Source organism: Xanthomonas sp. WHRI 10204 (assembly GCF_040202875.1).
Classification (GTDB): domain Bacteria; phylum Pseudomonadota; class Gammaproteobacteria; order Xanthomonadales; family Xanthomonadaceae; genus Xanthomonas.
This window is the reverse complement of record NZ_JBEGDW010000002.1, coordinates 772957-792577: the sequence shown is the minus strand read 5'-3', so window position 1 is coordinate 792577 and position 19621 is coordinate 772957. Positions and strand designations below refer to the sequence as shown.

Here is a 19621-nt window from a genome sequence, read left to right as displayed (position 1 = left end):
TGCGCACTGCCTGCATCGCAAGACGGTGCAGCGCACAGCGCACGCTGCGACGGCATGTTGATCGCGCACGGTGATCTGCAGGCACAGGCAATAGTCCTCAGCCTGCACCCCAAGCCATGCAAGCATCTTGTCCCTTGCCGGGCGCCACAGCGCGCACCGCACCATCATGCAGCCAGCTCAGACCGGCAGCAGCCCGCGTTCGTGCAACCAGCTGCGCGCGTTCTCCGCATCCTGCTCGAACCAGGCACGGGTGGACCCCAGTCGGTAGGTATAGCCCCAGGCATCCATGTCGGCCATCAATCGCGTACTGCCCACACCCGGTAACTGGTCGGCCAGCAGAATCTGCAGGTAACAGGTGGCGTCTTCCTCATCCACCGAATCGGTGGCATCGGTATGTACGGCGGCGCGTTTGTCGGCAGGCAGCACGATCAGGTGCCCGGCTTCATGCAGCATCGAATGCACCGGCGTGTCGTCGCGCACATAGACATCGCAGCCGATGATGCCCGCTTCCGGTTCGCCCCAGAAACTGCCTGGAATCGGTGCGTCAGCGTCCACGCGATGCAGGCGCAGGCCATACCGGCTAAGTAAGGCTGCCGCTGCGTCCAGGCCGATATCGGCCACGCACAGCACAGCGGAAGCATCGGATGCGGAAGCAGGATGTGGAATCACGCGCAGTGGCTCGCGGTCGGGCGCGCCGCAATGGCGCGCAGTGGGGCAGAAACCAAAACGGCACCGTGCGAACACGGTACCGTCAGGAGGGCGATGCGGCGACCGCCACACAGCGCGTAAGCGTCTACGGGCTGCACGCTGGCGGCAATGACCGCCTTACTTGTCGCCGTCTTCCGGCAGGGCGACTGAAATATCCAGCACGTCGTGCTCGCCGTCCTTGACCAGATCCACCCGCACCGCATCGGCATCGATGTTGACGTACTTCTTGATCACTTCCAGCAATTCGCGCTGCAGCAGCGGCAGGTAATCCGGCCCGCCACGGTGGTTGCGCTCCTGCGCAATGATGATCTGCAGGCGGTTCTTGGCCGTCTCGGCGGTGTTCTTCTTGCTCTTGAGAAAATCGAGCAGGCCCATGCTTAGCCTCCGAACAGCTTGCTGAAGAAGCCTTTCTTCTCCACGGATATGAATCGCATCGGGCGCTCTTCGCCCATGATGCGGGCGACCGCGTCGTCGTAGGCCTGGCCGGCCGGGGACTCGCCATCCAGGATCACCGGCTCGCCCTTGTTGGAGGCGTTGAGCACGTCGCCGGACTCGGGAATCACACCGATGGCCTTGAGCCCCAGCACTTCTTCCACGTCGGTGATGCTGAGCATCTCGCCGCCTTCCACGCGGCCCGGGCTATAGCGGGTCAGCAACAGGAACGCCGGCACCGTCTTGCCTTCTTCGGCCTTGCGGGTCTTGGAATCGAGCAGGCCGATGATGCGGTCGGAGTCGCGCACCGAGGACACTTCCGGGTTCACCACCACTACGGCGCGGTCGGCGAAATACATCGACAGGAACGCGCCTTTTTCGATGCCGGCCGGCGAATCGCAGACGATGTACTCGAAGCCGTCGGCGGCCAGGTCCTTGAGCACCTTCTCCACGCCGTCCTGGGTCAGCGCATCCTTGTCGCGGGTCTGCGAGGCAGCCAACACGTACAGGTTGTCGAAGCGCTTGTCCTTGATCAGCGACTGCTTGAGCGTGGCTTCGCCATGCACGACGTTGACGAAGTCGTACACCACGCGCCGCTCGCAGCCCATGATCAGGTCCAGGTTGCGCAGACCGACGTCGAAGTCGATGACGGCGACCTTCTTGCCGCGCCGTGCCAGCCCGCAGGCCAGGCTCGCGCTGGTGGTGGTCTTGCCGACGCCGCCCTTGCCGGAGGTGACTACGATGATTTCAGCCAAAGGATTTCTCCGAATATTTCTGTGGTTGGGCCGCGTCAATCAAGCGCAGCGATCTTGATCTGATCCTGCTCCAGCCAGACCTGGACGGCCTTGCCACGCAGGTCCATGGGAACATCGTCCAGCACCTTGTAGTGGCCAGCGATGGCGACCAGTTCGGCGTGGAAGTCGCGGCAGAAGATGCGCGCGTCCGGGTTGCCCTGCGCGCCGGCCAGAGCGCGGCCACGCAGGGTACCGTAGATATGGATGCTGCCGTCGGCGATGACCTCCGCCCCGGCGCCGACCGTATTGAGTACGGTCAGGTCGCAGTTTTCCGCGTACAGCTGCTGGCCCGAACGCACCGCATTGCGTTGCATGCGGCCCGGCGCCGGGCGCGCGGCCGGCGCTGCGGGTTCGGCGCGTGCCGCCGGCGGCGGTGGAGGCGGTGGGCTGACCGCGGTCGGCTCGTATTGCGCGCGGAACTTGGCCAATAGCGGCACGCCGAGTTGCTGCGACAGCAGGTCGATCTCGCTGGTGCCGTAAGCCAGCGCCACCGGCAGCACGCCGGCATCGCGCAGGCCATCCAGCAGCGCCTTGGCGGTGGCCACGTCCGGCACCTGCGACAGGCCGCCGAAATCCAGGATCACCGCCGCCCGCCCGAACAGCTTGGGCGCGCGGGTCACGCGCTCGTGCATTTCCTGCACCAGGCGCGGCACATCCAGGGTCCGCACGCGCAGGTTGGCAATGCCCACCTGACCAATCTTGAGTTCGCCGGCCTGTTCAAAATCCACATTCACACTCGACACGCTCAGCTCCCCGTCGATGAGTTGTCGGTGGCGGCGGCATGCCGCGGCCGGCCGACCCACGGCAATTCTTCGGGCAACTTGCCGCCATAGGTCTCCTTGACCCACGGATAGCTGCTCATGTCTTTCATCAGCATGCTCGCGCGCACCTCCACGTCGGGCATGGTGTTCTGGCCGACCTCGCGGAAGCCGAAGCTGCCATGGAACAGCAACGCCGCATCGGCGCCGTGGTCCAGGAACACCTCGCAAGCCAGCTGCGGGTAGCGCAGCTCGGTGTAGCTCTGCACATCGGCATAGAACGCCCGCCCGACGCCACCGCCGCGACGGCGGCTGGCGACCACGATGCGGTCGATATAGAAAAATTCCGGATGACGGTCCCGGAACCAGGCGAAATTGCTGCTGTCATGGGTACTGCCGCTCCCGAACCCGACCAGGAAACCGGCCAGGTTGCCGTCGCGCTCGGCGACGCGGAAATATTCGGCCTGTTCGTAGAAGCGTTGCAGCTTGTTTGAATCCAGCGGCAGGATCGCCAGTCCGGCATTGTTGTTCAGGGCCAGGACGGAATCGAGCTCGTGCTCGCGCACGTCGCGGATGACGATCGACATTGGGACTCCGTGGGGTAACGCTCTCGATCCGAAATCGGATCTGCGTCGGATTATTACATGCGTGGCCTGAAGCGGCGACCCGCCGCGTGCGCCCCGGCGCGCAAGTCGCCTTCGCGCAGGGCAACGCGCATGCGCAAATTCGGCCTGGCGGGCGGGTGCTTGCAGGCGAACACGTGCATGCATGACTTCCGGCAAGAGGGCAGCGGCGGCGCTTGGGCCTAAGATGCCAGCATGTTGGGATACCTCAGTCATACGCGCGTCCTGCGCTTCGCCGGCCTGTTCACCTGGGCGATGATCGCCATGCCGTTGGTGTACACGTATTGGCCCGCTGCCGAAGAGGGCGACCACCGCAGTGCGGCGGAAGGTCTGCTGATGTCGACGGTTTTCGTCGGCTTTGGCGCCAGCTACTTCTGGCTGACCCGTGGCTTGAGCGGTGGCGGACACGCCCATTGGTACGATCGGCTGATCCTGCTACTGCTCACGATCTTCGCGCTGGCGGTCAGCTATCTAAGCGGAACCGGGCTGGGCAGCATCCTGATGATGGTGGCCGCCGGTGTGATCCCGTGGTTGCTGCCGCTGCGCATTGGCGTGGCTTGGTTGGTGCTCAGCCAGCTGGCTGTGCTGCCGGTCTTCTATTACTTGCGCCCGGATTTCACTTTGTTCGCTGCGCTGATGCAGTCGTTGTTGTACGGCGGTTTCTCGATGTTCATTTTCGTGACCAGTCTGGTGGCGCGCCAGCAGACCGATGCACGCGAAGAACAGCGCCGGCTCAACGCCGAACTGCGCGCCACCCGCGCGCTGCTGGCCGAAAGCGCACGCATCAACGAGCGCACCCGCATCTCGCGCGAGCTGCACGATCTGCTCGGCCACCATCTCACCGCGCTCAGCCTCAACCTGGAAGTGGCCGGCCACATCACCGAGGGCCAGGCGCAGGAACACGTGCGTCAGGCGCACACCCTGGCCAAGCTGCTGCTCACCGATGTGCGCGAGGCGGTCAGCCATTTGCGCGACAGCGGCGCCATCGATCTGGAAGCGGCGCTGCGCCCGCTGGTGACCCAGGTCCCCTCGCTGGACATTCATCTGGATATCGCCCAGCCGCTGACCCTGGACGACCCCGAGCGGGCGCACGTGCTGCTGCGCTGCACCCAGGAAATCATCACCAACGCGGTGCGCCACGCTGGCGCGCGCAATCTGTGGATCCAGGTACGGCGCGATGCGGATACCGTGCTGATCGACGCCCGCGATGACGGCCATGGCGCCGATGCGGTGGCGCCCGGCAACGGACTGCGCGGCATGCGTGAACGGCTCAACCAGTATGGTGGCAAGCTGGAAATCCAAACCCGGCGCGGCGACGGCTTCGGCCTGCGCATCTGCGTTCCAGGCGCGCCGGCACTGATGCCTGCGGCCGTTACTCAAGGAGTGTTCTGATGATCCGTGTGTGCCTGGTCGACGACCAAACCCTGGTGCGCCAGGGGATCCGCTCGCTGCTGGCGCTGGACAACGGCATCGAGGTGGTGGCCGAGGCCTCGGACGGCAAGCAGGCGGTGGAGCAGATTCCGCAGATCCAGCCGGACGTGGTGCTGATGGACATGCGCATGCCGGTGATGTCCGGCCTGGAAGCCCTGCAGATGCTCTCGCGCAACGGCACCCTGCCGCCGACCATCATCCTGACCACCTTCGACGACGACCAGCTGGTGCTGGCCGGGCTCAAGGCTGGCGCCAAGGGCTACCTGCTCAAGGACGTGTCGCTGGAACAGCTGGTCGGCGCGATCCGCACCGTGGCCGACGGCGGCTCGCTGGTGCAGCCGGCGGTCACCCAGCGCCTGCTCTCGGGCCTGGAGCACATGCGTAACGAGTTCGTCAGCCTGGACCGGCCCGATCCGCTCACCGATCGCGAGACCGAGATCTTGCGGCTGATGGCGAGCGGCTTTTCCAACAAGGAAATCGCCAATTCGCTGGGCGTGGCCGAGGGCACCATCAAGAATCACGTGTCCAACATCCTGTCCAAGTTGGGCGTGCGCGACCGCACCCGCGCCGTACTCAAGGCATTCGAGCTGCAGCTGGTCTGACAGCAGGATGTCCCGCCCGGTGCAGCGCGCCGGGCGTTCGCGGGCGCGCAAGCCTGCGGCTTGCAGGCAGCGCCTGCTCACCCTGTCCAAGTTGGGCGTGCGCGACCGCACCCGCGCGGTACTCAAGGCGTTCGAGCTGCAGCTGGTCTGACAGCAGGATGTCCCGCCCGGCGCAGCGCGCCGGGCGTTCGCGGGCGCGCAAGCCTGCGGCTTGCAGGCAGCGCCTGCTCACCCTGTCCAAACTGGGCGTGCGCGACCGCACCCGCGCGGTGCTCAAGGCATTCGAGCTGCAACTGGTCTGACGGCAGGATGTCCCGCCCGGCGCAGCGCGCCGGGCGTTCGCGGGCGCGCAAGCCTGCGGCTTGCAGGCAGGGCCTGCTCACCCTGTCCAAGTTGGGCGCGCGCGACCGCACCTGTGCGGTGCTCAAGGCATTCGAGCTGCCGCTGGTCTGACAGCATTGCCGTCGTAACTCAATGCCGCCCTGCACGGCGATTGCTGCGCGATGCGGTATCGCCGTCCTGCATGCATTTTTATGCGGTTGCGTTGCGCCGAGTGGGGCGGTGACACACCCCTCAATGCCTTTGGCTAATGCGGCATCACACGCACGCAGCGCGCGATGTGCATGATGACTGCGCGCAATTGGCGCAAACCCTTGTACAGACTGGGATTGCGCAGTTCCGCAACAGCGCCGCGTGCGCTAAATGACACCGCAAGACCGCGCTACCCGTCGCACAACTGAACATCTTTCTCGAAGCCTGCTAGGATGGTGGCTTCGCTTCACTCAACCCGGCCGTGGGATCGGCCCCGGAGACCTCCTGAATGACCCGTATTATCGAGTTCCTGATCGCCTTGGGGATCGTGGCTGGCTTGTTTGTCGTGGTGGGCTTGGTGTTGCCCTCGGAGCGGCAGATGTCCGAGAGTGTTGAGACCAACCGCAGAATGACGATTGTTTACGACACCGTGAACAGCTTCCGTCGTTTCAAGGATTGGAACCCGCTTGTGCTGCGTGACCCGAAGATCCAGCTGAAGCTGGCCGGCCCGGAAGAGGGCAAGGGTGCACGCGTCGAATACAGCTCCACCGAGGGCTATATCGGCAGCGGCAGCTGGGAAATTAAAAACACCGTCAAGAACGAGCGTGTTGAGATCGCGATCGAAGATCCCACCAAGGGCTACGACAAGGTCACCAATTTCACTCTGGCTCCGACCGGCAAGAACAACAAGAACGTCAAGATCACCCAGGATTACAGCGTCAAGTACGGCTGGAACCTGTTCGGTCGTTATGCGGGCTTGTATGTCAGCCGCCACGTGGGCGACGACCTGAAGCTGGGCCTGTCGCGTCTGGCAACTGCATTGGCCACCGTGCCGAACTTCGACTACCGCGCGCAGCTGGACGGCAAGCCGGTGTTGAGCGATCTCAAGATCGTCGATGTGCCGGCCGAGGACCTGTTGGTCGTCACCGCAGGCAACATCGATCGTGATAACGAGACGATCAAGAAGTCGATCAAGGACAACCAGGAGTGGATCAAGCGCGTGATGGACGCCAATGGTCTGGAAGCTGCTGGTCCGGTTCGGATCGTCACCACCGACTTTGCCAGCGACAAGTACGCGTTCGACGTCGTGCAGCCGGTCCGCAAGCGTGCCGGTGGCGCGCCGAAGGCCGATGCCAAGACTGACACCGCCAAGACCGACGCCAAGAAGGACGATGCCGCAGCAGCTGCTGCACCTGTCGATGCGACACCGGTTGCCGCAACGGGTGAAGAGCTGAAGCTCAACATCCCGTCCGAAGCCCCGGTGAAGTACGAGCGCACCAAGGCGCACCGTTCGGCATTTGCTACCTACGCAGGCCATATGGCCGGCCTGGATGCCGTCCGCAGCTCCCTGCGTGCCTGGTCTGCCACCGGCGGCAACGACGTGACCGAACGTCCGTACGAGTCCTGGAAGGGCGGCGTGGACAAGTCGTTTACGCAGGACGGTACCTATGACGTCTACTGGGCCATCAAGTAATCGTTTCACCACGATGATCTGATCCAGACGAAAACGCGCCGCAGTCTTGCGGCGCGTTTTTTTTTGCGCCACGGCGCCGCAACGGAAACTGCCCGCATGTCTTTAATCGAACGTCGCAAGAAACATCCCTCGTTGCTGGCCTTTTGCGGCGGCTTGCTGGCCGCCATCGCGGTGGGGCTGTCGGCCTACGCCTCGCACGGCGTGACCGACGCGCTGGTGCAGTCGCGGCTGCAGTTGGCATCGCTGTACGCATTTGGGCACGGCGCCGTACTGGTCGTGCTGGGCGCCACCGAAACGCGTGCGCTCGCGCGCGTCGGGTTGTATCTGTTGTTGCTCGGCACCTTGCTGTTTGCCGGCAGCCTGGTTGGCGGCGCCTTGCTGCACTGGCCGACCAGCCTTGCACCGATCGGCGGGGTCGGCTTGATTCTGGGCTGGGTGGTGTTGGCGATCGGCGCGTTGAGGCGTTGAGATGCCACGGCATGCCCGCGGATTCGATGTGGAGGCGGCGTTCGCGCAGTTGAGCCGGCGCGACCGTGCGTTGGGCGCGTGGATGAAGCGCATCGGCCCCATCGCTCCGCAGCCAGGTTGGCGCAAACCGTTCGACCCGGTGGACGCGTTGGCGCGTGCCATCTTGTTTCAGCAACTCAGCGGCAAGGCCGCATCCACGATCGTGGCGCGGGTGGAGGTGGCGATCGGATCGAGCCGTCTGCATGCCGACACCCTGGGGCGCGTGGACGATGCGGCGCTGCGCGCCTGCGGTGTCTCCGGCAACAAGGCGCTGGCACTGCGCGATCTGGCGCGGCGTGAGCTGGATGGAGAAATCCCCTCGTTACGCCGGCTCGCCTTCATGGAAGACGACGCCATCGTCGAAGCACTGGTGCCGGTACGCGGCATCGGCCGCTGGACGGTGGAAATGATGTTGATGTTCCGCCTGGGCCGCCCGGACCTGCTGCCCATCGACGACCTGGGTGTGCGCAAGGGCGCCCAGCGCGTAGACAAACAAGAGCAGATGCCCACCCCGAAGGAACTTGCCGAGCGCGGGCAACGCTGGGGCCCATACCGCACTTACGCCGCGTTTTATCTATGGAAGATCGCCGACTTCAGCGTCGCGGCGAAAGTGCCGACCCCGCGCTCGCAGGAATAGGTGCACCTGGTGGATGTACAAGCGCGCACGCCGGCGCGAGCGGGCGGGGGGCGTTATCAGGGGCGTCCTGGGCGCCGGTAATGGCCGGTTCCCGGCGTTACTCACCCAGGCAGGTACTTGTCCCACAAGTGGTTGCGGAAGCGACGCTCTGGATCGATGTTCCTTTTGACGCTCGCAAAAGACCCGGCTTCCGGGTAAGCGGCGGAAAATTGCTGCTGGCTGGCATGCAACCGGTAGGGTAGGTAGTAGCGGCCGCCATGCGCCAGCGCTGCATCGATCAACTGCCGGGTCCAGGCCACCGTTGCCTTGTCAGGCGAGCTGCCGCTGCGCTGCTTGTAATAGAGCACGAAGGAAAACACCGGCTGCGGTGCCCAGCGCAACATCGACACCGTATCGGCAGGCGAGTGGCGGATCGAGATATTGAGTGCGTTGACATCGTTGCGGCGCAGGATTGCGGCCATGTCGCGCGCGAATGCAGTAAATGCAGGCACCGGCACGAAATATTCCTGCAGCAGGTAGGTGGACATGCGCCGCGTGCGCGGTTCCAGCGAACGCGCATCCAGGCTGGCCTGGCAATTGCGACGCATCACTACCGGCGTCTGCAACAGCGGCGCGGTCTGATAGCGCTCGCGCAGCGGCTTGCTCAGCGGCAGTTCCGATGCAGCCCAGATCAGATTCTGTTCGCGGCTGTAGTCCAGGTCGCGCGGAATCAGGCGCCTGGCATCGGTTGGTGCGGCATCGCTGCTGACCCATGTCACTGCCAATGGGCGATCAAAGTACGGCGGCGTCAGGTCGGCATTGTGCATCACCGCCAGTGGGTCGGCGGCGATACGGTCGGCGAAGAAGGCGGGGTAGTCGTCCAACGCCACTTGTTCCACCCGCCGCTCCAGCATGTCGTTGAGTGTCAGCGACAACTCCACTTCGGTGACCACGCCGAGCCCGCCGTAGCCGCCAATGACAGCGGAGAACAGCTCCGGAGTGTTCGTGCGGTTGAGTTCGTGTATCTGGCCATCTGCGTCAACCAGCTGCAAGGCATGCACCGTGTGCGCAATCGGCCCTGCGTGCAGGTAGCGGCCATGGCAATTGACCCCGATCGAGCCACCGACGCTGAAGTTGCTGTAGCTCTGCATCACCGCGATTGCCAGATCATGTGGATCGATCAGGTTTTGCACGTCCCGCCAACGCATGCCGCTACGCACGCGGATGCGTCGGGCAGCGACATCCAGATGCACTAGGCCGACCAGCTCGCGCAGGTCCAGGTGCAGCGAAGAGGGCGAAGAGATTTGTCCGCCCATGCTGTAACGCGCGCCACCGATGGATACCGGACCGGTACTGCCGCGTAGCAGGCTGACCACCTCGTCCACGCTGCGCGGCCGCGCGATGCGTGCGACCGTGGTGCGATCGATGCCGGCAATATCGGAGATCTGCAGCGATGTGTCGGGGCTCTTGCCGCATCCCGGCATGGTCAGCGCAACGCCGGCGCCGAGGAGTGCGGCGGTGGCGGTGCGGCGCTGTCTATCGATGTGCTCGTCCATAAGCGGATGTTTCCAGCAGGGTTGGGAATCAGATGGCGGCGGGCGGCAGCCGGCCGAGTGTTGCGTCAGACCACAGCCTGGGGGATCGGCAGGCTATGGAGGTGATGGCGATGCAGCGCGCGCGCTCACGCGTTGGACCTGTCATTGCGACGACACAGCGTGCGGCAGGCTTCATGGCGAGTGCCAGCGCCAATGCCAGGGTTCGTAGACGATGCCGTGCGGGTTGTCGCGCGGATAACTCAGGCGGTAGCCGAAGTGCGGCGCGTGACTGCGCAGCCACGCAAACGCGGTGGTGGCCTCGAACGATTCCTCGGCCGGTGGTTCGCCCGGAGTGCCGATGTCGAGCGCATCGCCGCTGTGATGTTCGCTGAAGCCCGGTGCGGCATTGACCGCCAGAATCTGCTCCAGCGTCAGCCCGCGTGCGAACTTGCGTTCGAAGATGCCCAGTTGGTAATCGTGGCTGCGGTAGCCGGAGATCGCATCGAGCACGATGTCCGCACGCAGCGCAGCCGCACGCATCTGATGCCACGCACGCACGGCACCTGCGCTGAGCCAGAGCGGCCGGCCGAAGCGATCGCGCCCGGCGAACTGCAACGTTGCAGGTTCGGCGATCAGGCGCAGGCCGGTCTGTTCTACATAGTCATCTGCAACAAGTCCAAGCTGGGTCAGGCGATGCTGCAAGCCGTCGACCGCCAGGACGCCCGCGTGGCCTTGGCTGGAATGCGCAGTGGCGCCCTGCAGCCGGTCCAGTGCCTCGTCCAGGCCAGGTTCGCGCGCCAGTCGCGGCACCAGCGGCATTAGCCCGTGTGGCAGCTGCGCGGCCAGATAGCGCCCATCGCGTTTGCGCCGCAGTAGCCAGTCGGCCTGCGCCAGTACGCGCGCATCGGCATTGCTGCGCGCGCGCATGATCGCGGCCGGCACCAGTTCGATGGCGGTGGTGTTGAGCAGCAGGGACAGTCTTGGGCGCATCGCGACAGGGTAGGGCTAAGCGCGTTGCGCGGCCAGTTGCTGTAGATCCTGTAGCAGCTGGCGCGGCTGTTCGGGACTGAGCACGACTACGCTGCCGTCCTTGAGTGGGAGGGTCAGCACGCGGGCCGATTGGGTGATCAGATAGAACCCCGGGCCTGCCTGTCTGCTGCGGTAGTGCCCGGAATGGAAACCGGGATAGCCAAAGCCCAACGACTTTCGGCCTGGCTTGAAGGCAGGGTGCTCGGCCAGATCGACCACGCGCGCCGTGTCCAGCCGCATCTGGTCGACGGAAACCTGCTTGGTGAACAGTGTCGAGCGCACGATCAAGCGATCGTCCTGTAGCCGGATACCGCGTCGCGCATGCACGGCGGTGCAGCTCACTGCGATTGCCAGCAGCAGTGCCAGGTGGGCGTACAGGGCGGCAGGATGCCCATGACGGACATTGTCCGCATGTACCACGACGATCACGCACGCGACAGCCAGCAACGGAAGCCATAGCCACAGCGCAAGCCCGTAGGGCGCGACCGGAGCGACGGCGTACTCGCGTCGGTGCGGTGGCTGGCGGTGACCGGTGTGTGCCGTGTGCTGTGCAAAGTTGTCGTGGCGTTGACCGGATCACGTCGTCATCGGGCTTCCTTGATCGGCACCTGCGGCGTGACACTTGGCGATACGTGTGGGCGCCTGACAGCGAGCATGCCGGGGTTGTTTGGTAGGGCCACCGCGACCTGGATGTCATCGCCGTTGACGGCGTGGAGATATGACAGCGATGCGGCGACGCTTCGCCCGTTGCAGCGCCTGCTCATGTCTGCGGTTCCTTGTCGCCCTGCGGCTTCGGCAAGCGCCCTGCCTTGCGTAGCGCATCGCGCAGCACGTATTCGATCTGCGCGTTGAGGCTGCGTAGTTCGTCATCGGACCAGCGCTGCACAGCAGCCAGTACATCGGCGTTGATGCGTAGCGGGTAGGCCTTCTTTTCGCTCACTCGCGCTCACCGCGGCCGCTGTGGCGGCGCAGGTGCATGACCATCGAGACGATCAATACGTTGACGCCGATGATCATGCCGATCACCACCGCATAGATACCGGCGCGGTTGTCGCCGGCCCAGTACAGGCAGGCAGCGCCGATCAGGATCACCAGGCTGATCAGCGCCCAGCGCAGGCCCAGACCGCGTGCGCGGTCGTCATCGTCCGCACCGATGGAGGCGGCGATCGCCAGTGCGGGCAAACCGGACAGAGCGACCACCAGCGGCACCATGACATTCATTGTTTCACCTCAATAGAGCGAGCCGGCGTTGACCACCGGTTGGGTGCCGCGATCAGAACACAACACGGTGAGCAGGTTGCTGACCATATGCGCCTTGCGCTCTTCGTCCAGCTGCACCACGCCGTTTTTCTGCAACTCGGCCAGTGCCATCTCCACCATGCCCACGGCACCCGCCACGATACGCGTGCGTGCGGCGATCACTGCATTGGCTTGCTGGCGCTGCAGCATGGCTTGCGCGATTTCCGGTGCATAGGCGAGGTGGCTGATGCGCGCTTCGATCACATCCACGCCGGCCTGGGTCAGGCGCTCGTCGAGATGCCGCTTGAGCTGCTCACTGATTTCGGCCGGATGGCTGCGCAACGAAATCTGACCATCTTCGTGCTGATCGTAGGGATAGCTGGTGGCCATGGCGCGCAGCGCCGCTTCGGACTGTATATGCACGAAGCTTTCGTAGTCGTCGACGTTGTACACCGCCTCCGACGCGTCCATGACCTGCCACACGATCACAGCAGCAATTTCGATCGGGCTGCCATCCAGTTCGTTGACCTTGAGCCGGCCGCTTTCGAAATTGCGCACGCGCTGGCTGACCCGGCGCTTGGCGTAAAAGGGGCTGTTCCACCGCAGGCCAGGGTCCTTGACCGTGCCCACATACTTGCCGAACAGGCTGAGCACGGCGGCCTGGTTGGGTTCCAGGGTGTACAGCCCGGCCAGAAAAAAGATGCCGACGGCAACCACCACGATGGTGGCGATCAACGCGAGCGGAATCGCCTCGGCCGAGGCCGCCACGGTAAGCAGCATCCAGGCGCTGGCTGCGAACGCCGCACCGACGGCGATGATGACGGGGATGCCAGGCAGTGAGTTGATCGGCTTCTCTTTCATGAGCGGATGTCCTTGAGTTTGGAATAAAGATATCAAAGTGATATCAAGTGATGCAAGATTTGCGGGCAGCGTTCGAGCGGAAGGCCCAGTTAGAATGGCCGCCCCCTTCCGATCTGGACCCGCGCTCATGACTACTCTCGGCACGCCGTTATCGCCTTCCGCCACCCGGGTGCTGCTGCTGGGGTCGGGCGAACTGGGTAAGGAAGTGGCGATCGAACTGCAGCGCTTCGGGGTGGAAGTGATCGCGGCCGATCGCTATGCCAATGCACCGGCGATGCAGGTGGCGCACCGCTCGCACGTGCTGGACATGCTCGATCCTGCCGCGTTGCGCGCGCTGATCGCCGCCGAGCAGCCGCACCTGATCGTGCCGGAGATCGAAGCCATCCATACCGAAACCCTGGTGGCGCTGGAGCGCGATCAGGGCCAGCGCGTGATTCCCACCGCGCGCGCCGCACGCCTCACCATGGACCGCGAAGGCATCCGCCGCCTGGCTGCCGAAACCCTGGGCCTGCCGACCTCGCCGTATCGCTTTGTCGACACCGCTGCCGAGTACCGCGATGCGATCGCCGCGGTGGGCCTGCCGTGCGTGGTCAAGCCGGTGATGTCGTCCTCGGGCAAAGGCCAGAGCACCTTGCGCAGCGAGGCCGACATCGATGCGGCATGGGACTACGCGCAGACCGGTGGACGTGCCGGCGCCGGGCGCTGCATCGTCGAAGGCTTCATCGATTTCGATTACGAGATCACCTTGTTGACCGTGCGGCACGCGGGCGGCACCTCGTACTGCGACCCGATCGGCCACTGGCAGCAGGATGGCGACTACCGCGAAAGCTGGCAGCCGCAACCGATGTCGGCTGCCGCCTTGCAGCGCTCGCAGGAGATTGCGAAAGCCATCACCGACGATCTGGGCGGCTGGGGCTTGTTCGGCGTGGAGTTGTTCGTCAAGGGCGACGACGTGTGGTTCAGCGAAGTCTCGCCGCGCCCGCACGACACCGGCCTGGTAACGCTGGTGTCGCAGGAATTGAGCGAATTCGCGCTGCACGCCCGCGCAATCCTCGGCCTGCCGGTCGGTGCTGAAAACGGCGGCGTCATCCGTCAGAGCGGCCCGTCTGCTTCCTGCGCGCTGCTTGCGCACGGCAATGGCGTGCCGGTGTTCGACAACGTTGCCGATGCATTGCGCGACCCGGACACCGCGCTGCGCCTGTTCGGCAAACCGCGCGTAGACGGCCACCGCCGTGTCGGCGTCACGTTGGCGCGTGCTGAGAGTATCGATGCGGCACGCGAGAAAGCGCGCTTAGCGGCTGCGGCGTTGACGATTCAGCTGCAAGACTGAGCATCGCTTCGCTTGATTGAAAGAGTGCAGCTTGGTGCTGCACTTCTTTCGGAACACCAGCTGCAAGCATGTGTCGACGCGCTTGCCATCAACAGCGATGGCAGCTGTGCGAGCAGTCACTCGCCGAAGTGCAGCTGTCGTCAGCTCTCTACAACGCCAGCGCAAGCAATGCCTGCGTCCATGGACCTTTCATCGCAGGCTTGGGAAGTACGGCAGATTCCAGAACGTGACGTTACCAATCCCAACTCCCTCATCCCGGCTACAAACCAACATCCACCCACACCGCATGATGGTCGCTGCCATCGGCAATTGCTGCTTCCGGGGCGGTGCTGGCCGGCCAGAAGATGCCGCTGCCGATCAGGGTGAACTGGTGCGATGGCAGCACGTAGTCCAGGCGCATGGTGCCGGCTTGCGGGCCGAAGTCACCGGTGACCTGGTGCGGGTCGCCGGTGTGCACGATGCCTTGCGCGGCGTATTCGGCGGTCTTTTCCGCACCGCCGTCGCTGCGCGGGGTGGGGTACTGCAGCACGCTCGGATGATTGATCAGTGCGCGGATCGCGTCGTGGCGGCCTGCGCCATCGATCGGATCGTTGTTCAAATCGCCCAGGATCACAAAGTGCGCATCGGCCGCCAGCCCGCCGCAGATCCCCTTGTCATCGCACAGCCAGCGCTTGCTGTCGGCGGCGTTGTCCAGGTACGCACGCCACAGCGCGAGCTCGTCGTGGTTACGTGCGGCGTTGCGCTTTTCCGCGCCATCGAACACCGGTGGCGTCGGGTGCGACACCAGCGCATGCACGACACCGAGCGGCGTGCGCACCGGCATGTCCCAATGCGATTTTGACGACAGGCGCAGCTGCGACCAGATCGCGTCGCTATAGAACGAACGCCCGGTGCCCGGATCCAGCGGCCGCAATGCGCCCGGTAGTGCGCTCCATTTCAGCAATTGAAAACTGCGCACAGACTGCGCATCGATCGGATACCGCGACAGCACCAGCATCCCGTACTGACCAGGATGCAGCCCATAGCCCCAGGCATCGTTACCACGCGAGCGGCCATCGCCACCGACGGTGCCGTTGCTGTCCAGATCCAGGCCGCTCGGCACGCCGGTATTGACCGGTGCCAGATACCGATACGGATAACGCAACGGCTCGCCGCCGCCTGGCTGGGCGATCTGCAGGTAGCGCTGCTGGAACAGATCGGCAGCGCGGTGGTCCGGGTCGAAATCGAATTCGTTGAGCAACACCAGATCCGGGCGCACGCGCTGCAGCACCGCGGCGATCTTGCGTGCATGCGCGCTGTCGCCCTGCAGTTCGCGCACCAGGCCGCCGGCCTCGTCTGAGTACAACGAGGTGTTGTAGGTGGCGATGCGCAGCTGTGTCGGCACAGGGTCGCCGGTGGCGCTATCGGAGGTAGCGGCCAATGCCGGCGTGCGATGGGTACAGGCAGCGCAGAGCGCGGTCAGCGCAAGCAACAAAAGAGGTCTGATCATCGCGCGATTCTCGCATGCCGGATGCGACAGGCCGATGTCGCGCGCTGCGATTCACGGCGCCGATGCGGTCGCGGGTAATCCGCGCCACTGACGGCCGTCGTAGGCTTCCAGTGCGCTGAAACGGCGCTTGTAATTCATCTTTGCATGGCCGTCGATCCAGTAACCAAGATACACATGCGCGCGTCGCTCGCGCTGAGCCCATTGAATCTGCTGCAGGATCGCGAAAGTGCCCAGGCCGCGCGCGGCCGCCTCCGGCGCGTAGAACGTGTAGACCGCAGACAACGCATGTTCGGTGACGTCGGTGACCGCAACGGCGAGCAGCCGCCCCGGTGCATGCGCCACCGCCGGTTCGCGAATCTCCAGAAACCGCCCATGCGACCAGCCGCCGATCAGGAACTGATCGAATTCGGTGCCGCCATGCTCGTCCATGCCGCCACCGGGATGCCGGGATTTGAGGTACTGGCGATACAGGGCGAGTTGCTCGTCGGTGCGTTCGGCTGCGACCACGCGCACGACCAGATCCTGATTGCGCGCAAGGCAACGGCGTTGACTGCGATCGGGTCGAAATGCATCCACTGCAATGCGCACCGGCACGCACGCGCGGCAGCGTTCGCAATGCGGCCGGTACACCAGGTCGCCGGAGCGACGAAACCCCCATGCCAATGCCTGCGGATAGATCGTGCCCAGGCGCGGGTCATGTGGGTCCAGCACCAGATCGCGCGCACGACGCTCGGGCCAGTAGCCGCAGGCATGCTCGCCGGTCTGGAACAGGCGCAGGTCGTCGTGGGTGTCGGCGTGGATGGCCATGCGCGCAGGATAGCGCCTGTGCGTCGCAACAGCGGCGACTGTCCGCCGGATGAATACGCCAGGTGTGCGCGTCAACGTGTGCGCCGATGGCTCGTTGATGTGGGTGTTGGTGGCAGCGCACGGCCTCTCCGGATGCGCCACCCACGCGATGCGGCCCATGCAGGTGCCGCGTGTGGTTCCCACAATCAGGAGTTTCTCATGACGTCTCGCAAACCTTTCCTCGCCCTGGCCGTGCTGGCTGCGCTGTCCACCGGCGTCGTGTTCGCCGCCACTCCGCCTGCTGCCGGCGATGCGCCGCGTCCTGGCAAGCTCGACAGCAATAACGATGGCGTCATCGATCGTAGCGAAGCCGCCGCTGACCCCAAGCTGGCTGCGCAGTTCGACACGTTGGACACCAACAAGGACGGCAAGCTTTCACGCGATGAGCGCCCGCGTCATCGCGGTCCGGGTCGCGAGGGAAGTGGCGAGTGGATGGCTAAATTCGACACCAACAAGGACGGCCGCATCAGTCGCGAGGAAGCCAAGGCCGACCCGAAGTTTGCCGCGCGCTTCGATCAGATGGACGTCAACAAGGACGGCTTTGTCGATCGCGCCGACCGTGAGCTACGCATGCAGCAGCATCGCGATGCGTGGTTTGCCAAGGCCGACACCGACAAGGACGGCAAGCTGAGCAAGGCCGAGTTCGACGCCGCATCCAAGATGCGCGGCGAGCATGGTCCGCGTGGCCCGGGTGAGCACGGCGACCGTGGCGATCACGGCAAGCGTCCGATGCCGGCCAAGCCTGCCGCGGGCAACTGAGTTCCTGTAGTGGCTGGAGCGTTACCCGGTCGCCGTGCTGCGAACGCGGCAGCGCTGTCGTCATACGCAGCAGGTAAACAGCAACACGCAACAAGGCGCCGATCGACCAACGTCCTCCCGCGCAAGCAGGAGGCCGTTTTTTGTTGATCGGAGTGTTCGCGATTGGTGCTTGCGCCGGTGACGTTACGCCAGAATCAGAGCATGCCCAGCTTCATGTAGTGCTGCACGATGGGCAGCATGAGGGCCGCGGTGCTCACCAGCGTCGCGCCTGGACTGAACATGCAGCGATACAGCAGCGGTGCCCGCGTGGCGCGGCGTCGTTGCGCATCGCGTTCCAGCATGGGGCGCATGACGCGTGGCAGCACCCGGAGGGATTGATAGTTGAGCACCGCCATGCCCGCGAAGAGCATCAGCAGCGATGCCCAGGCGCCCGTATCCAGATGTTTCAACAGCAGCGTGCCGCCCACCACCAGCACCGAGGTCAGCGTGGCGATGCGCATGAAACGACGAATCGCGGCTGCCTCGGCGGCGGTCTGCGCAAAGCGCAGCAGATACCAGCACGACCAGTACGTGCCGAATCCAGCAACCAGCACGGCGCCAGCAGCGAACAGCGCCGGCATGCCGAGCCAGACGCTCAGTGCGCCCGCCGCGCTGCCACCGCTGACGGCAGAGCCGGTCAATCCGCCCATGCCCAGTTTGCTCGCGCCACCGATGCCGCCCAATGCGATGGCCGCGCTCGCGGTTCCCGGCGCTGCCAGCATCGTTGCCGAGGTGACGGCGGTGGCGAAGGCAACGCTGGGCGCGCTGCCACGGGCGAACTCGCCGAACCGGCGCAGCAGCTCGCCGCGCACGCTGGCACGTGCGCGCGACAGGCGCTTACGCACGGCCGCATCGCTCAGACCGAGCAGCGAGGCCACCTGCTGCGAGCTCTGGCCTTCGCGGTAGTACAGCAGCAGCGTTTCGCGGCTTTCTTCGGGCAATGCAGAAATGATGTCGAGTGCGGCGATCTCTTCTTCCACCTGCAGCAGGCGGTCTGCGGGCGAGGGGGCCGGGTCGGCTGCCATCGCGATGGCGAGGTCGGCCGCTTCGCCGTTGAGCGCACGGTGCCGGTTGGCGCGCAGCCAGTCGCGCGCCAGGTTGCGGGTAATCTGCCGCAGCCACGGCAGGAAGCTGGCCGGCTGATGCAGTTGCGCCAGCCGCTGCCAGGCGCGCAGAAAGGCTTCCTGGGCGATGTCCTCGCTGGCGGCGATATCGCGGGTGATCGCCAGCGCGATGGCGGTTACCGTGTTCTGGCAGGCGCGCACGATGCGGCCGTATGCCTGCTGGCAGCCGGCCGCGGCATGCGGCAGTTCGCGTTGCAACATCAGGTCCAGCGTGTCGGTGTGCATCGGCGCAATCCATGTCCTGGTCCCAGCATGACGCATGGGAGCGGCGGATGTGACTGCTGCGATGCCGGTTGATGCAGGTGCTGACGTCAGCTGCTCAGCGTACCGGCTGGATCCGCACGCGCACTTCTTCATCCTCTGCCGCAGGCGGTGTCGCGGTGGCCGGCGTCGCTTGCTGCGATGCCGGCTGAGCCACTGGCGCCGGCGCATTGCGATGGCGCATCACCACGAACATCGCAACCGCGCCGATCACCAACAGCAGCACCAGACGGATACGCCAGGCCCAACTGCGCGCGGTGGTGCTGGAGCCGTTTTCGCCTTCGCGGAAGGTGTATTCCACATTCGGCAGATCGCGGCGTGTGGTGTCGAGCAGGCGTGCATCGCGCAGCAGGTCGCGCGCGCGCGGCTGGTCGTCGGCGTGCACGATCCACACGGTGGGATACGCCTGCGCGTTGCCTTGCTCCAGGTAGCTGAACTGCCCGGTGCGCTTGCTCTCATACGAGCGGCCATTGCTCATGCGCACATCGATGCCGGCGTTGCGCAATAGATTGGCCACGCCCTCGGCGGTTTCGATACGTTGACTGCTGAAGATCTTGCGCATGCTGGTGGAAACCGCCGTTGGGTCCCGAACAAATGGCGCCAGTGCTGCGCCGGTTCAAGATGAAAAGAAAG

The 19621-nt window shown here is 64.9% G+C and carries 25 protein-coding genes; 10 read left to right on the top strand and 15 right to left on the bottom strand.

Going from position 1 to position 19621, the window contains the following annotated elements; genetic code table 11:
- Window positions 1-177: 177 nt before the first annotated feature.
- The 5 genes from ABQZ00_RS14250 to ABQZ00_RS14230 all read right to left on the bottom strand — a co-directional run bounded on the left by ABQZ00_RS14250 (window position 178) and on the right by ABQZ00_RS14230 (window position 3279).
- Entirely contained in the window at window positions 178-675 is a 498-nt protein-coding gene (locus ABQZ00_RS14250) for a hypothetical protein (RefSeq protein ID WP_323538344.1), read from the bottom strand.
- 150 nt (window positions 676-825) lie between these two features.
- Window positions 826-1083 (bottom strand): cell division topological specificity factor MinE, encoded by a 258-nt coding sequence (gene minE, locus ABQZ00_RS14245; protein ID WP_005994583.1) that lies wholly within the window; start codon window positions 1081-1083, stop codon window positions 826-828.
- 2 nt (window positions 1084-1085) lie between these two features.
- The gene (gene minD / locus ABQZ00_RS14240) at window positions 1086-1895 is read right to left on the bottom strand and encodes a septum site-determining protein MinD (RefSeq protein WP_055845610.1); all 810 of its coding nucleotides are present in this window, start codon (window positions 1893-1895) and stop codon (window positions 1086-1088) included.
- 35 nt (window positions 1896-1930) lie between these two features.
- The gene (gene minC, locus ABQZ00_RS14235) at window positions 1931-2677 is read right to left on the bottom strand and encodes a septum site-determining protein MinC (RefSeq protein ID WP_323538001.1); all 747 of its coding nucleotides are present in this window, start codon (window positions 2675-2677) and stop codon (window positions 1931-1933) included.
- Window positions 2678-2679: 2 nt separating this feature from the next.
- Window positions 2680-3279, bottom strand: coding sequence for a GNAT family N-acetyltransferase (locus ABQZ00_RS14230; protein ID WP_323538002.1), 600 nt, complete (start codon window positions 3277-3279; stop codon window positions 2680-2682).
- 231 nt (window positions 3280-3510) lie between these two features.
- Here ABQZ00_RS14230 and ABQZ00_RS14225 point away from each other — a divergent pair, with 231 nt between their 5' ends.
- The 8 genes from ABQZ00_RS14225 (at window position 3511) to ABQZ00_RS14190 (ending at window position 8497) form a co-directional block, all read left to right on the top strand.
- Window positions 3511-4707, top strand: coding sequence for a sensor histidine kinase (locus ABQZ00_RS14225; RefSeq protein WP_115553258.1), 1197 nt, complete (start codon window positions 3511-3513; stop codon window positions 4705-4707).
- Window positions 4707-5348, top strand: coding sequence for a response regulator (locus ABQZ00_RS14220; protein ID WP_005990002.1), 642 nt, complete (start codon window positions 4707-4709; stop codon window positions 5346-5348). Before ABQZ00_RS14225 ends, ABQZ00_RS14220 begins: the two co-directional genes overlap by 1 nt.
- Before the next feature lie 7 nt (window positions 5349-5355).
- Complete coding sequence (locus ABQZ00_RS23860) at window positions 5356-5499, top strand: transcriptional regulator (RefSeq protein ID WP_503064281.1); 144 nt, start codon at window positions 5356-5358, stop codon at window positions 5497-5499.
- 7 nt (window positions 5500-5506) lie between these two features.
- The gene (locus tag ABQZ00_RS23855) at window positions 5507-5650 is read left to right on the top strand and encodes a transcriptional regulator (protein ID WP_104614158.1); all 144 of its coding nucleotides are present in this window, start codon (window positions 5507-5509) and stop codon (window positions 5648-5650) included.
- Between the two features lie 7 nt (window positions 5651-5657).
- Entirely contained in the window at window positions 5658-5801 is a 144-nt protein-coding gene (locus ABQZ00_RS14205; protein WP_323538003.1) for a transcriptional regulator, read from the top strand.
- A gap of 367 nt (window positions 5802-6168) precedes the next feature.
- Window positions 6169-7353, top strand: coding sequence for a polyketide cyclase (locus tag ABQZ00_RS14200; RefSeq protein ID WP_055845596.1), 1185 nt, complete (start codon window positions 6169-6171; stop codon window positions 7351-7353).
- 96 nt (window positions 7354-7449) lie between these two features.
- Window positions 7450-7821, top strand: coding sequence for a DUF423 domain-containing protein (locus ABQZ00_RS14195; protein WP_323538004.1), 372 nt, complete (start codon window positions 7450-7452; stop codon window positions 7819-7821).
- Between the two features lies 1 nt (window position 7822).
- The gene (locus tag ABQZ00_RS14190; protein ID WP_311239466.1) at window positions 7823-8497 is read left to right on the top strand and encodes a DNA-3-methyladenine glycosylase family protein; all 675 of its coding nucleotides are present in this window, start codon (window positions 7823-7825) and stop codon (window positions 8495-8497) included.
- 101 nt (window positions 8498-8598) lie between these two features.
- Here the strand turns inward: ABQZ00_RS14190 and ABQZ00_RS14185 are convergent, their stop codons facing one another.
- The 6 genes from ABQZ00_RS14185 to ABQZ00_RS14160 form a co-directional block, all read right to left on the bottom strand.
- Window positions 8599-10032, bottom strand: coding sequence for an FAD-binding oxidoreductase (locus ABQZ00_RS14185; RefSeq protein ID WP_323538005.1), 1434 nt, complete (start codon window positions 10030-10032; stop codon window positions 8599-8601).
- Between the two features lie 171 nt (window positions 10033-10203).
- Window positions 10204-11001 carry a M15 family metallopeptidase gene (locus tag ABQZ00_RS14180; protein WP_323538006.1) on the bottom strand — a complete coding sequence of 266 codons (798 nt, stop codon included), beginning with the start codon at window positions 10999-11001 and terminating at the stop codon, window positions 10204-10206.
- A 15-nt stretch (window positions 11002-11016) separates the two neighbouring features.
- Window positions 11017-11469 carry a PH domain-containing protein gene (locus ABQZ00_RS14175; RefSeq protein WP_323538007.1) on the bottom strand — a complete coding sequence of 151 codons (453 nt, stop codon included), beginning with the start codon at window positions 11467-11469 and terminating at the stop codon, window positions 11017-11019.
- A gap of 331 nt (window positions 11470-11800) precedes the next feature.
- Window positions 11801-11980, bottom strand: a complete 180-nt coding sequence (locus tag ABQZ00_RS14170) for a type II toxin-antitoxin system antitoxin (protein WP_055845582.1) — start codon at window positions 11978-11980, stop codon at window positions 11801-11803.
- Window positions 11977-12261: a hypothetical protein gene (locus ABQZ00_RS14165; RefSeq protein WP_011036335.1), complete on the bottom strand. Its 285-nt coding sequence runs from the start codon at window positions 12259-12261 to the stop codon at window positions 11977-11979. Before ABQZ00_RS14165 ends, ABQZ00_RS14170 begins: the two co-directional genes overlap by 4 nt.
- 9 nt (window positions 12262-12270) lie before the next feature.
- The gene (locus ABQZ00_RS14160) at window positions 12271-13140 is read right to left on the bottom strand and encodes an SPFH domain-containing protein (RefSeq protein ID WP_115527315.1); all 870 of its coding nucleotides are present in this window, start codon (window positions 13138-13140) and stop codon (window positions 12271-12273) included.
- 127 nt (window positions 13141-13267) lie between these two features.
- On the opposite strand from ABQZ00_RS14160, the gene purT reads away from it, so the two are divergent.
- The gene (purT, locus tag ABQZ00_RS14155; RefSeq protein ID WP_323538008.1) at window positions 13268-14470 is read left to right on the top strand and encodes a formate-dependent phosphoribosylglycinamide formyltransferase; all 1203 of its coding nucleotides are present in this window, start codon (window positions 13268-13270) and stop codon (window positions 14468-14470) included.
- Between the two features lie 259 nt (window positions 14471-14729).
- Here purT and ABQZ00_RS14150 read toward each other — a convergent pair whose 3' ends face one another.
- Window positions 14730-15959 (bottom strand): endonuclease/exonuclease/phosphatase family protein, encoded by a 1230-nt coding sequence (locus tag ABQZ00_RS14150; RefSeq protein WP_323538009.1) that lies wholly within the window; start codon window positions 15957-15959, stop codon window positions 14730-14732.
- 51 nt (window positions 15960-16010) lie between these two features.
- A complete protein-coding gene (locus tag ABQZ00_RS14145; RefSeq protein ID WP_115527318.1) occupies window positions 16011-16925 on the bottom strand; it encodes an arginyltransferase in 915 nt (304 codons plus the stop codon).
- A 39-nt stretch (window positions 16926-16964) separates the two neighbouring features.
- Between ABQZ00_RS14145 and ABQZ00_RS14140 the strand changes: the two genes are divergently transcribed.
- Entirely contained in the window at window positions 16965-17564 is a 600-nt protein-coding gene (locus ABQZ00_RS14140) for an EF-hand domain-containing protein (protein ID WP_323538010.1), read from the top strand.
- Between the two features lie 194 nt (window positions 17565-17758).
- Here the strand turns inward: ABQZ00_RS14140 and ABQZ00_RS14135 are convergent, their stop codons facing one another.
- Window positions 17759-18952, bottom strand: a complete 1194-nt coding sequence (locus ABQZ00_RS14135) for an RNA polymerase sigma factor (RefSeq protein WP_323538011.1) — start codon at window positions 18950-18952, stop codon at window positions 17759-17761.
- Window positions 18953-19046: 94 nt separating this feature from the next.
- Window positions 19047-19550: a putative signal transducing protein gene (locus ABQZ00_RS14130; protein ID WP_115512268.1), complete on the bottom strand. Its 504-nt coding sequence runs from the start codon at window positions 19548-19550 to the stop codon at window positions 19047-19049.
- Between the last annotated feature and the right edge of the window lie 71 nt (window positions 19551-19621).

Coding starts and splice junctions, on each gene's coding strand:
- ABQZ00_RS14160 (WP_115527315.1), bottom strand. CDS start 13,140: ATGAAAGAGAAGCCGATCAACTCACTGCCTGGCATCCCCGTCATCATC.
- ABQZ00_RS14225 (WP_115553258.1), top strand. CDS start 3,511: ATGTTGGGATACCTCAGTCATACGCGCGTCCTGCGCTTCGCCGGCCTG.
- ABQZ00_RS14180 (WP_323538006.1), bottom strand. CDS start 11,001: ATGCGCCCAAGACTGTCCCTGCTGCTCAACACCACCGCCATCGAACTG.
- ABQZ00_RS14190 (WP_311239466.1), top strand. CDS start 7,823: ATGCCACGGCATGCCCGCGGATTCGATGTGGAGGCGGCGTTCGCGCAG.
- ABQZ00_RS23860 (WP_503064281.1), top strand. CDS start 5,356: ATGTCCCGCCCGGTGCAGCGCGCCGGGCGTTCGCGGGCGCGCAAGCCT.
- ABQZ00_RS23855 (WP_104614158.1), top strand. CDS start 5,507: ATGTCCCGCCCGGCGCAGCGCGCCGGGCGTTCGCGGGCGCGCAAGCCT.
- ABQZ00_RS14150 (WP_323538009.1), bottom strand. CDS start 15,959: ATGATCAGACCTCTTTTGTTGCTTGCGCTGACCGCGCTCTGCGCTGCC.
- minE (WP_005994583.1), bottom strand. CDS start 1,083: ATGGGCCTGCTCGATTTTCTCAAGAGCAAGAAGAACACCGCCGAGACG.
- ABQZ00_RS14140 (WP_323538010.1), top strand. CDS start 16,965: ATGACGTCTCGCAAACCTTTCCTCGCCCTGGCCGTGCTGGCTGCGCTG.
- ABQZ00_RS14220 (WP_005990002.1), top strand. CDS start 4,707: ATGATCCGTGTGTGCCTGGTCGACGACCAAACCCTGGTGCGCCAGGGG.
- ABQZ00_RS14165 (WP_011036335.1), bottom strand. CDS start 12,261: ATGAATGTCATGGTGCCGCTGGTGGTCGCTCTGTCCGGTTTGCCCGCA.
- ABQZ00_RS14195 (WP_323538004.1), top strand. CDS start 7,450: ATGTCTTTAATCGAACGTCGCAAGAAACATCCCTCGTTGCTGGCCTTT.
- ABQZ00_RS14130 (WP_115512268.1), bottom strand. CDS start 19,550: ATGCGCAAGATCTTCAGCAGTCAACGTATCGAAACCGCCGAGGGCGTG.
- ABQZ00_RS14205 (WP_323538003.1), top strand. CDS start 5,658: ATGTCCCGCCCGGCGCAGCGCGCCGGGCGTTCGCGGGCGCGCAAGCCT.
- ABQZ00_RS14135 (WP_323538011.1), bottom strand. CDS start 18,952: ATGCACACCGACACGCTGGACCTGATGTTGCAACGCGAACTGCCGCAT.
- ABQZ00_RS14230 (WP_323538002.1), bottom strand. CDS start 3,279: ATGTCGATCGTCATCCGCGACGTGCGCGAGCACGAGCTCGATTCCGTC.
- ABQZ00_RS14145 (WP_115527318.1), bottom strand. CDS start 16,925: ATGGGCCGCATCGCGTGGGTGGCGCATCCGGAGAGGCCGTGCGCTGCC.
- ABQZ00_RS14200 (WP_055845596.1), top strand. CDS start 6,169: ATGACCCGTATTATCGAGTTCCTGATCGCCTTGGGGATCGTGGCTGGC.
- purT (WP_323538008.1), top strand. CDS start 13,268: ATGACTACTCTCGGCACGCCGTTATCGCCTTCCGCCACCCGGGTGCTG.
- ABQZ00_RS14185 (WP_323538005.1), bottom strand. CDS start 10,032: ATGGACGAGCACATCGATAGACAGCGCCGCACCGCCACCGCCGCACTC.